General features: G+C 37.0%; 6 protein-coding genes. 5 read left to right on the forward strand and 1 reads right to left on the reverse strand.

Going from position 1 to position 12,810, the window contains the following annotated elements; translation table 11 throughout:
• Window positions 1-117: 117 nt before the first annotated feature.
• Window positions 118-4,392, reverse strand: a complete 4,275-nt coding sequence (locus tag MM239_RS12520; RefSeq protein WP_241348587.1) for a DUF7507 domain-containing protein — start codon at window positions 4,390-4,392, stop codon at window positions 118-120.
• A 439-nt stretch (window positions 4,393-4,831) separates the two neighbouring features.
• Here MM239_RS12520 and MM239_RS12525 point away from each other — a divergent pair, with 439 nt between their 5' ends.
• From MM239_RS12525 to MM239_RS12545, 5 genes are all read left to right on the forward strand, one after another.
• On the forward strand, window positions 4,832-6,046 hold the full coding sequence (locus MM239_RS12525) for a hypothetical protein (RefSeq protein ID WP_241348588.1): 1,215 nt from the start codon (window positions 4,832-4,834) through the stop codon (window positions 6,044-6,046).
• 457 nt (window positions 6,047-6,503) lie between these two features.
• Window positions 6,504-7,445 (forward strand): leucine-rich repeat domain-containing protein, encoded by a 942-nt coding sequence (locus tag MM239_RS12530; protein WP_241348589.1) that lies wholly within the window; start codon window positions 6,504-6,506, stop codon window positions 7,443-7,445.
• Window positions 7,446-7,563: 118 nt separating this feature from the next.
• Window positions 7,564-10,350, forward strand: a complete 2,787-nt coding sequence (locus MM239_RS12535) for a TonB-dependent receptor (protein ID WP_241348590.1) — start codon at window positions 7,564-7,566, stop codon at window positions 10,348-10,350.
• A 30-nt stretch (window positions 10,351-10,380) separates the two neighbouring features.
• The gene (locus tag MM239_RS12540; protein WP_241348591.1) at window positions 10,381-11,736 is read left to right on the forward strand and encodes a hypothetical protein; all 1,356 of its coding nucleotides are present in this window, start codon (window positions 10,381-10,383) and stop codon (window positions 11,734-11,736) included.
• Between the two features lie 86 nt (window positions 11,737-11,822).
• Window positions 11,823-12,791: a hypothetical protein gene (locus tag MM239_RS12545; protein WP_241348592.1), complete on the forward strand. Its 969-nt coding sequence runs from the start codon at window positions 11,823-11,825 to the stop codon at window positions 12,789-12,791.
• Window positions 12,792-12,810: the final 19 nt, after the last annotated feature.

The raw sequence follows: 12,810 nt of genomic DNA on the forward strand, positions 1-12,810 counted from the left end.
TAGTAAATTAATCGAGCAACTGAAATAATTGTTAATCAAGTGTTGAATATACACTTTTAGATTATCGATTGAAACGATTTGTAAAAAAATTAAATATCAACCCACCAAATTCAAGTACTACTCAATTACCATTATCATGTCAAAGATTTTATGTTCCTTATTTTCACCTTTTATTTTATAAACAATCAACAAGGAATAATTTCCAGCCAAAACTCGTTTTCCACTTACTGTACCATCCCAAAAGCAGCTTGAAGATTTTCCGTTTTGGGGAGCCAAGTCTTGACAGGTGTATATCAATTCGCCCCATCTGTTGAACACTTGAACTGACAGACTTTCGATAAGGTTGTCTGTGACAATCTTAAGCCCATGGCCATCTACCCCTGACAGGATGGCATTAGAGAATATCAATGTAGGTTCACATTTGATTTCTACTTCAAATTCTTTAGCAAAAGTACAGCCCGACAAATCAGTAGTCACTAAAGTGTATTTTCCATTCTCTTTAGGGTATAGTGTAGCTTCCTGGCTGATTATAAAATCACCAATGAACCAAGAGTAATTTTCAAATTGCCCTAGGACTGTTATGGATTGATTCCCTTGTTTTGTTGGGCAAATGGTGTAGAATGCGGCGATAGCTGGTTCAGGATTTTGCGTACGACTTATTTCAAAGGTTTTTCTTCCTACAATACATCCTTCTTGATTAGTGGTTGTCACTAGATACGTTCCAGGTTCAGTTAATTGAATTTGGGATAATTCATCAAATTCATTTAAAGAAATGTAGCCATTATTTGATAGTACTGACCAATTGATTTGATGAGAAGTGGTAGCACTCAGCAATTGTACGTTGGTCAAGTAATCATTTTGGCAAAAAGAGCCTATTTCTACGTTTAACTCAAAAAGAATCGGGATTTCTATTCTTATTGTTTTTTCGAGCGAACATTTGGTTCCATTAGGGTCTTTACCTAGTATTTTGTAGTTGCCAGATTGAGTAAGTAGAAAATTCCCCGATGTATTTCTTTGAATGCTATTACCACTAGGCCCAAATACTTCAAAGGTGATAGCTTGATCATTTAGTGAAAGCTCATAGGTAGTACAAGCATAGATATTTTCATCCTGAAGATCAAATTCTACAGAAGCTGGTTCTTTGATGATATAATAATTTTGATCTGGAATCTTTGTATCATTAGGAGTTGTCAAAATCACTTGATATCTACCAGGCTTTAATTGAACCTTAAGTTGGTTTGTTGGATCAAAGTAAGACCGATATACCGAACTTTCTTCTTCAAGTATTTCAATATACCCATGAGCATTTTGATCCTTAAATTTTACAATTAAATCACCCAAATTATTTCCGTTTTGGCCGCAATTAGCATCTTCAGTTGTTATTTCATAGTCTTTGAAGTAATCTGGGATAGAAAAGACAGTAGTATAATTGTAAGAGTAGCTAACTCCTAAAAAACTTGTCCCAGTTACAGAAGTTTCCGCCATGAAAGAACCGCTTTCAAGGTCAGCCGCAGTTATGTAATAGGTAAAAGTAAATGCATTGCTTTCACTTGGTTTTAATTCAGGGAGCGTCCAATTGTTGTTCATGAGGGTTTCAGGAACTATAATGTTTGACAAGGTAATGTCTCCTATATTTGTAACTGTAATAGTAAATGTAATGGCTTGATCTATATGAGTGTAAGGGTTGATGTCTGGTACTATGTCAATAGTAATATTGGCGGTTTGTGTACAGTCATAGACTCTAGTTTCAACTTTGATCCTATCACTTTCACATTCTCCAACCTTAGAATGACTTACCCAAACTGTATACAGACCAGGTTTGTCAGGATCTAAAATAGGTACAGCTTCCAATGGCTTTGACAATGGTGAATTATCCTGATAGTAATTAAGCGTATATCCTTCAATTTGATTTACTTGAAAATATGCTTCGTTGTACCCTATACAAAATATGCCATCAAATACTTTTGGGTTTGGAGCTGTGGCTGTAATGTCAATAGTTATGGGTGTTCTTGGACCCGTACAGCCTCCTTCTAGTCCTTGGGCAGCCCATATGATTTCTTTTCCTACTGCATAGGTGTTTATGAAATAATTGGGAAATGGATTGCCTCCCACTTCTTCCGAGAAGAAGAATACATTGTACTTAGGGTCAGTTGGTTTGATTAGATCTATGAGGTCTACTGGGGTGTCCCGTTGACAAAAAGCTAGTGTCGAGATAGGAATAAGCCCCGCTAGTCCATCAAAATTTGAACAATTTGCAGCAGCATATTCAGCCCTTTTTACTATCGGAATTTCGGTAGGTGTATTGAGTTCTTCACCTTCACATGCACCTTCTTTTAATTCGTATGCAAAAGGCAAGTTTGAAAAGCTGTTTTCTGAAAGTTTTCCATAACCTGAGACAAAACCTTCTATAATTACATTGGTTTCGCAGCTTGCATTGGCCAAGATTGTACAATCTTCAGTTACTTTAATGGTATAGTTTAATGTAGCGATGATCTCTTCTTTATTTTGTTTCAAAGGTAGATCTCCGATGTCCCAAATTATAGTGCCGTTTATTCCAATGTTTGGGTCAAAAGTCACTTTTCCATAGTTGCTGGGAATAGTAGAAGCGGAAATGAAGTTAGCAGTATAAGGTAGTGGTATGGTGATTTTTGTGTCTTTGACTTCTTCGCTACCTAAGTTTCTAATATCGGCTGAATAGGTGATTTCTTGACCAGGTTCTACTGTGGGTGTGGTACCATCTATAGGCAGTCCATTGATGCTTACAGGCTGATTGAGGACTTGAACATCTGGAATGTAACTTAAGACTGAAAAGGCCATCAAATAAATAGCATATAAATCTTGACGTGTTCCAAACCTGAATTTTGTACTTGTTTGATTGTTTGTAATGATACTATTGCTAGGATTTTCAATATCCCATTGCACTATATCTACACCTATGTTGTTTTTAAGGTTAGGGAATCTGGGTGTAGGGACAGGTTGATTTGCAGCATTTTTTACAGGTGTATAGATAGTTGAATTGAAGAAATTGTCAACTGTGTTCATTGGGTGTTTCAATCGTACCCATTCACCCTTTTGATCAATGATCTCTAAGAAGTCTCCGCCTGTTGGCTGATCACCCTCGCCAGCCATCAGCCCAAGCTTCATTTCTACAGGTCCTGAATTCACAGTACCAAATCCACTTATCTCGATTTCTCCCATGTGCTCATTTCCATCCATTGATTGGACGAAAGAATAACCGTCAAAGATGGTGATATCCCTCCAATTCATTTTGGAGTTTTGATATACCACGATGATTCCCCAGTTTCCAAAGAATCCTGTATTGTCTGAGTATCCTTCTTGTAAAGCAATATCTGCAATAGTGTATTCACCTAGACCATGAGTCCTGACATAGTCGGTGATATCTGAATAGCCTGCGTAGATATCAGCTAGATCAATTTTTGGAAATAGGATAGCATTGCCATCAGCTGTGATTTCTGTATAGGAATTGGCATTTGGTCCTTTTAACTTTACTTTTCTCTTATCATAGGTGTTTGTATATGGTAGAATAGGAGTGTGGCTACCATTGAAGACTACATGAACAAATGTATCTGTAAAAGCCTCAAGTGGATCCTCATATTTTTCTTTGATAGTCAGCTTACCAAACGAAAATGTCAAATCATTTTGTTTAATTTCAATAGGTGTGAAAGTTGCTGTAGTTATGCCATTTTCTGTTTTAATCTTAAGATTTTGTACGTTTATATACTCATAACCATTTGTAGTATATTCTACAGCAACGCCATCATGGAAATTGAAGCTTAGTAGCATGTTATACTGATTGTCAAGAATTGAGATGATAATTGTTGCTTTTTCATTTTCATCTGAGTTCTTGAAAAATGATACCATAAAGTGATCATTTTCATCCAGGTCGGTGTCTGAAAATTTAAACTCCTCATTTATAAAATGAATAGTTTCTCCAGGAATAACATTCTTGGTGATTTCGAAACTGACATCAGTATCCGGAACAGTCCTGCCAGACCAATAGAGGCCAGCATAACGTATTTCTGAACAGTTAGGATCGGCATTGTTTTCTTCTGAAAATACCAGTGTAGCAGAGGAAGAATTGAAGGTTTTTTGATCATCATCTATATCTGTATACAAAGTCTCTGAGTAAGAGTTGAATGATGAATCCGTGTGGTATAGGAGTTTTAGGTTGGAGTTACCAATGATGGTAAAGTCACCTTTGATTCTAAATATATTCCCCTCAGGTGCAGATTCTCCAACTCTATGCTTGAAAGGGATAGGATTCCGATGCTGCGCAAATGATGCAAAATTAAATGTATAAAAAAGAATAAAAAGGAAAATCAGTTTCCAATAAGCATAAACCTTAAGAGGTGTGTTGGGTTTTAATTGCATTTCTAACATCAAACTAAGTAATATATGACTTAAATGAATTCACAATCGCAATTTGATTGTATCTGGTGAAGTATGCAGACTCTTTTATCTTCCATATTTTTAAGTTTTAATTCTGAAAATGATCTGATTGGAGCATTTCAAAATTTATGAAAATGAAAAAGATAATTTGGTGTCAATTTCGCATAAGCCTTTACAAGAAACTTAGATTGATAACTAAGGAGAATTTTGTTTGAAAAATAGGAAATAGTTTCAAATAAAATACTCATGAATATCAAATTTATTTTTTGACTTTATCAGATGTTCAAATCTTTGTTTTTCATAGGCTTATAGTTGAAGTGTAACGGTAAAGATTAAGTCAATTTTCAAAGTCAAAGACTGAAATGAGAATTGATAAATCACTTAATAAACCCTTTATTTGTAATCCACTTTCTTTCTGATCATGCTTGGAGCACTCATATTGATAATTTTCCTGTTTTTGTTGACTCAACCCATCCTAAAGGATGTCAAGGCGAAGCATAAATGGGTCAATCTTCAACTCTTGAACCAACTGTATTGGTATCATATGTTTTTTGGATTGGTATATTATTTATATGCAGTTTTCAATCGATCAGATTCAAAGCTTTATTACCTAAGAGCACTTCAATTTTGGAATGAGTGGTCAGATGCTTTTTCTACAGGCACTGGTTTTATAGAGTGGTTAGCATTTCCTTTTGTGAGGTTTTTGAATTTCAATTATGAAATGACCATGATGCTTTTCACTTGGTTCGGCTTTTTGGGATTTTTATACTTTTACCTTTTCATCAAGGAGAACTTGAATTTTAACCCTAAACTAAAAGGGTGGGATGCAATTACGATATTTATGTTTTTGCCCAACATGCACTTCTGGACAGCGTCTCTAGGCAAAGGTGCTATTATATTCAGCGGTTTGGGTTTTTTGGTTTATGGATTGTCTCGGCCAGCTCAGCGAATTCCACATATTTTGATTGGTAGCTTTGTTTCCTATTTGGTTAGACCACATATTCTGTTTGCGGTTCTGATTGGGATGTCAGTAGGATTTGTATTAGGAAAAGGGAAGGTGCCTTTGTATCAAAAGTACCTTGTCGCGCTTGCAGGTCTTGTCGTCTCAGTAATTATGTATGAGAAAATCATTCTTTATTTAGGCTATGATCCTAATAATATTTTTGAGTCTTTTGAAGAAGAATCAGCCCTTAATGCACACAGGCTAAGCTACTCGGCTGGATCAGCAGTAAACATGAGTAGCTATAGTTTACCGATGAAGTTGTTTACCTTTTGGTTTAGACCTTTATTTATAGATTCTCCAAATTTCCTCGGAATTGTGGTGAGTTTTGAAAATGCACTATATATCTACATGTTTAGCAAAATATTCAGTAGAGATTTTATCACTTACATCAAAGATGCGCCAGCCATGGTGAAAATGTCCGGCGTAGTTTTTATTTCCATTTCGATATCGATGACATACATTATGTCAAATTTGGGGATTATCATACGGCAGAAAAGTCAAATTATGTACTTTATGCTATTTGTAATTGTAGCATTCTTAGATTGGCAGAAGACCAATAGGCTCAAAAAGAGGGCATTGATTTATAATAGGATTGTTCAAGAGGAAGAGCGTAAGGTTAAGGCTTCTTCCTGATGTCAGTTGATTTAGATTTTTGTATTTTTTAGTTTTCTGTTTCGAAGTATTAAGATATATATTGATTGGTTTAGAGAGTTGAAAAGTTTATATGGTTGATCTAGTAGAGTGTATTTTATGCTAAGAATTGGATGCATTTTGCCTCTAAGGTACTAAGAGACGAGAGATTAGAGATGTCTGTCACAAACCAAGAAACAATTCCTCCTTCCTCTTTTTCTCTTTTTTGTACGGATATTCGTAGCAAGCCCATATCGCCGCAGGCAAATATCAACTGTATATCGCTTTAGCATATATCAAATTCATCCTTCTTCAAATTAAGAGAATGTTACCAAAACCATTGGTAATGTTAATTGTACTTCACCTACCTGTTATGATTCTATTACAATCGACTTGTCAATTGGGCATTTTTAGATCAAGCCTATAGGTTTGAGGCATCGTTTAAAAAAAACCAACCTTTATGAAGTATTTTGAAAGAATGAAGAGATCTATCAGTTTTCTAATGGCTTTGGCAGTCTTAGGATTCACATTTACAAGCTGTAGTGATGATGAAAATGATCCAGCTGTAGACCCAGTAGATGAAGTAGTAGTGATTGAGGATTCGGAGCTATTAGAGATCATTCTGGATGAATTGAACATCCAAAGCGCTGGAGCTTTGACAAAAGCTAGAATGATGGAATTGACTGAATTGAATGTTAGCAATGCAGTGCTGTCAACATTCAGTGGTATTGAAGAAGCTGAAAATTTGGAGGTACTTTATGCTAGAAGTGTTGAGGTAGAAGATTTGACTCCTATATCCAGTTTGACAAACTTGATCGTATTGGATATGAGAGATGCTGTGACTCCTACATCATTGTCTTTTCTAGCTCCTTTGGAAAATATCGAAAACATAGATTTTCAAAACACTGCTGTTGCTGACATTTCAGCACTTGCTGGAAAGACTTCACTTACACACATCAACTTAAGAGAAACTGATGTGTCTGATATTTCTGCTTTAGAGGGCATGACTCAGTTACAGTTTTTGAACCTTAATAGAGCTGGTGGAGGAAATGGTATCACCAACCCAGGGCTAATTACTCCAATGGAAAATCTTTATTACCTAAGTTTAAGAAACACAGTGCTTGGAGATGAGCTTTTTGCTGAGATTTTTGCAAATAAGACCAAATTGGTCGAGTCAAATATCAGAAATACAGGCATCACTTCTGTTATGGCCTTAGTTCCATTATTCGAAGCAGGTGCTTTCACCGAGGCACTTTCTGAAGAGTTTGACAATAAGATTTCTTTGGATATTCAAAATAATGCAATCACAGATCTTTGCGCAATCTATCCATGGGTAGGTAATTTTCCAGAAGGCGAGTTGGAATGGTCTTCAGCTGCTGGAGATTTCAGTGATTGTGACTAATCGAGTTCACGATGACTAGGCTGATTGGTTTTATGCAAGAGACCAATCAGCCTATTATTTCAATTTAAAATAATGCTGTAAAATTGGCAATTCACAGAATCGCCCAAAATAAGAGATTGTGAAAAAGTTTATAACACTCTTTTTGATTTCGATTACCCTTGTGCATATGGCACATGCTCAAGTAGAAGTGTCTGGTACTGTGTATGATGAATACAATCAGCCATTGATAGGAGCTGTAGTTACCTTAAAGAATGGAAGCTCAGACCATAGTGCTGTCACAGATGTAGATGGTAGGTATGCTTGGTCCACGGTTCGCCAAGGTAGTTATGAAATGGAAGTGAGTTTCATTGGATTCAAAAATTACAAAAAGGCACTAGAAGTCTCCAATTCCTCTATCGATGAATTAGTGAAAATGAATCCAGATAGTCAGGTTTTGAGTGAGGTGGTTATCATGGGTTCAGTCAATCGCGGAACCGAAGCACAGGCCAGAAAGCTTGAACAAATGGCAAACAATACCATTAATGTGGTATCGGCCAAGTCTATTGAATTATCACCAGATATTACAGTAGCTAATGTTGTACAGCGTGTATCAGGACTTTCTATAGAGCGAAATGCTAGTGGTGATCCACAGTATGCTATAGTCAGAGGAATGGATAAAAGGTACAATTACACTTTAGTAAATGGTGTGAAAATACCTTCTCCAGACAATAAAAACCGATATGTTCCTCTGGATATTTTTCCTGCACAAATGCTTGAGCGGCTAGAAGTTGCCAAAAGTTTGTCACCTGATATGGAGGGGGATGCGATAGGAGGTAGTGTGAATCTCGTAATGAAAAGTGCTCCAGAAGAGTTTGAAGTCAATGCAGATTTTCAACTTGGATACAACACTATTCATTTGAATAGACCTTTTTATAGCTATGACCGTGCTACAGAGAACAGGTTCTCACCTGCTGAGCGCTTTGGCTCTAGGTATGAGGCTAATATGTCGGATTTTTCTACCCGAAACCTAATCATCAATCCGATCAATCCACTTCCTGATTTGTTTGGAGGTATCACAATCGGGGATAGATTTATGCAAGGTAAACTGGGTGTAATGGTTGGTGCATCCGTGCAGAATTCTTTTCGAGGTGCAGATAGGGATTGGTACAAAGTGGATGTAGACCCTCTGGGCACAGGACGTCCAGCGCTTTCAAGTTTTCAAATGAGAAAAACCTCTATCCAGCAGTTTAGGTTGGGCCTTCACTCCAAAATAGATTACCAGTTCAATAAGCGTAACAACATTAGTTTATACTATGGGGATTTTACCCTCAATGATTTTGAGTCTAGAGAAATGATCACTAGTGACAGAGATATATCTCCAGACAATGTAAATGCAACTTATCTTTTCCAAACAAGAATCAGGTCGACTTACAGTGGTATTAGGAATGCCACATTGCAAGGTAAACATAACCTTGCTGATGAAAGGCTTCTTGTAGACTGGTCTGCTGTATATTCTAGGGCAGAGTTTGATAGACCTGACAATGCTATTTTTTCAAGAAATGGAGGGGTAGAAAATGGGGTTGAAATGCCTCAAAACATCGAAAGAAGAAATCCTAGAAGATGGGAAAAGCATTATGATCAGGATTTCACTTTGCACCTCAATATGCTATATAAACCTGCTCTCTTGGATGATTACAAAGGGTACATTAAAGTAGGTGGAATGGCAAGGGACAAGGAGCGAGGAGCGCTCTTCAACAGGTATAGGTTTGATCCTAATCCGCCATTTCAAGAACAAGGCACGGATTGGAACGATTTCAGAGATGTGCAATGGGATATATTGAATCCTACAGGAACACTTGGGCATGCTTTGAATTACAACGCCTACGAGCAAATTGGAGCATATTATGGGATTTTACATCTCGAATTCGGAAAGCTTGATGTCAATGCAGGAGCTAGGGTTGAGCATACCAATCAAGGCTATGTATCGAGAACTACCAATCAGTTTGAGTTACCTAAATTGAATCAAATTTATACAGATGTACTTCCTAATCTTAGCCTTAAATACAAGCCCAAGAGTGATGTGAATTTGCGAAGTTCATATTACAAAGCGATCAATAGACCTGGTTATTTTGAAATTGTAGATGGCATCTCTGATGAGGATGATGAGTTTCCATTCAAAGGAAACCCTGATGTACAAAGGGCTATTGCTGATAACTTTGATGTAAGGTATGAATATTTCCCAAATGCAAATGAACAGTTTCTATTCGGCGCTTTTTATAAAAGAATAGAAGACCCGATTGAATTATTACTTGTCAGACAGACCAGTTTGACCACAGGTCCAAGAAATCTCACACCAACCAATTCTGGTACGGCTACCAATTGGGGTTTGGAAATGGACTACAGTAAATTCTTCAACAATATTGGGATTAGGGCAAACTATACCTTTACAAGATCTTCACTTACTACGACAAAAAGTGAGCGAGTGAGAGAAAATCCAGATGATACTAGCTCAGAACTAATTCTAAGAGAGGTAAATCAAACACGACCTCTTCAAGGACAAGCTGATCATATAGGTAACTTAAGTTTATTGTATAAAAATCAAAAGACTGGTACTGATTTACAGTTGTCAGCTGTATATACAGGTGAGCGGATAGAGATTGTCTCTCCGTGGCTTGACCTTGATATTTGGTCAAGACCTTTTACACAGCTTGATTTTTCTATAGAGCAAAAATTAGGTAACTGGGTAGTTTTTGGAAAGGCAAACAACTTGCTCAATACGCCCTACGAACTCTTTGTAAAAAGTCCACGAAAAACTGAGCAACTAGATTTCCCTTTACAAGATAGAGCTGGTCAAACAATCGTCCAAAGGGATTTTTTCTGGCAATCTTTCCGACTAGGAGTGAGATACAAAATCAATGGGATATAAATAAAGAAAACCAATAAAATGATTAATTATATGAGAAAATTGAGATTTAGTTTACCATGCTTGATAATGCTATTTTTGGCATTTACCGCATGTGATAATTCATTTGTCAATGATGATGATGGAGACATCATTGGAGGAGATGATGATGTACCAGCTGGGTTTACCAAATTGGAAGGAGAAGTAAGTGGTACTTTAGGACCAGATGAAAATTATTGGGTTACTGGTGATTTGTTCATAAGAGCAGGGGAGTCCTTGACAATTATGGAAGGTACAAACATCATTATCGATGGAACTGGAAGAGCAGGAAGTAGTCCTGAGATCAATGTTGCTGGAAGTTTCTACAGTTATGGAACAGCCGAAAAACCAGTATACATAGGTGTAGAAGAAGAAAAGCGAACTGTTTCCAATATCTTTAGAGGGTTTTGGGGAGGTATAATAGGGACAGATACTGCAGAAGATATAGTGTTTGAGTACACCACTATAGAGTTTGCAGGTGCACCTGCTGAAGCAGGATCATCAATCGTTGCAGAAGGAGAGATTGATGAAGGTGAACCAAGATATGCAGTATATATGGTCAATCCGGAAGGGAACTTTATCATGTGGCATTCTAGAATAGCTTACACCAAAGATGATGCTATCCGTCTCAACGGTGCAAAAACGCTAATTGCCTATAGTGAATTTGCTTTCAACGGTGAAACAGGTGGTGAATCTGTCAACACTAAAAGTGGTGTGGTAGGAGACTTTTGCTACAATGTGTTTTATGGAATTGCGACCAATGGTTTGAAAGCGGCTAACTCAAAAGGTCGTCAACCGCAGTGTAATAACAATTATTACAATAATACCATCGTAGGGTCTGGCTGGAGAAGATCTCAAGCTGGAAGAGGTGGATCACTAAATTATGAAAATGGTGCGCGTGGGGAGTCTTTCAATAATTTGGTGGCTGACTGTAGATACGGATTACGTCTGTTCCCACCAGATGATGAGCCAGATATGGCCAATATGAAGTGGGGAAATCATTTTTATTATGGAAGTGATGAAGAAATGGTTGAAGGATTTCATCCAATCAATGGTATCATTGGTCAGAATGTCCCAGGATATGAAGGAATTACCATCCCAACTTCTGACATATTTGGCGCAGTAGGAGATAATGATCCTATGTTTGTGGGATATAGTGTGGGAAGTTATACTCCAGCAAACTACAGAGCAATGAGCGATGCAAAGTTTGTTAATGACTTGTTTGAAATGTTCAAACTGTCCCCTGAAAGTCCAGCCATAACAGGCGGAACGACTGATTTCAGTCCAATCTATTCCGAGTATGTAGCCAATGGAAAAACATATACAACACCACTACCATCTACTTTTTTTGGTGCGGTAAATGCCGATTAAATACAAAACCTTAAAGGAGTCGATCATAATGGTTCGACTCCTTTCATTTTTTTAAACAACTTAAAACTTAGCATAACATCTTAAGCATGAAGACCTGTTCATTTATAACCTTACTGAGCCTTTTATCTTTATTTTCTTGTGATCAAGCATCAGATTCACCAGATACTATTCAAGACTTCTGGGAGTCACACATTCCTTTTGAACTTGAGTACAGTACTTCATTAGGTCTAGTAAGGTCAAATAGGTTCCCTGAAACTGCTGAGGCTAGAGGAGAGTCAGACTTGATAGAAGCTTCTGGAATTGTGATTAGTATTGAAAATGAAGGTTTTCTATGGACTCATGAGGATAAGGGAAATCAGAATGAGATATACTTACTAAATATCCAAACTGGAGAAACTGCTGCTATATTTAAGTTAGATGGAGTTTTTAATAGAGATTGGGAAGATATAGAAATAGGGCCTGGGCCAGAGGAAGGTGCCAATTATATTTACTTGGGTGAAGTAGGTGACAACGACAGAGTTTATAGAGATTATAAAATCTATCGTTTTAAAGAGCCAACTTTTGTTAGTGGAACAAGTGAGTATACCATTTCGAGTGATGAAATTGAAACTATTACATTCCAATACCCCGGAAACACAAAACATGATGTAGAGACATTACTTCTTGACCCATGGACAAAGGATTTGTTTTTGGTTACCAAGAGAGATTTTCATTCTATCATCTATGTTCTGCCTTATCCACAAAATACAAATGAGCAGATCGAAGCAGTGAAAGTTGGTGAATTTCCTTTTACTAGAGCTGTAGGAGGTAATATCTCTTTAGATGGAAATGAGATGTTGATCAAAACTTATGATTTTATTCTCCATTGGACGAGGACTGGTAATGAAAACATGGTTGATATGTTTACAAAAACCCCTCAACTAGCACCCTATAATCCTACTGAACCTCAAGGAGAAGCAATATGCTTTGATGCCGAAAAATCATATTATACCTTGAGTGAGTTTAGCAATGCCATTGTTCCTATCCTGTATTTTTATCAGAGGTTGGAAGAATAGAAAGTGTTTTAGTTTTCTG

This window comes from Belliella filtrata (assembly GCF_022549775.1).
Classification (GTDB): Bacteria; Bacteroidota; Bacteroidia; order Cytophagales; family Cyclobacteriaceae; genus Belliella; species Belliella filtrata.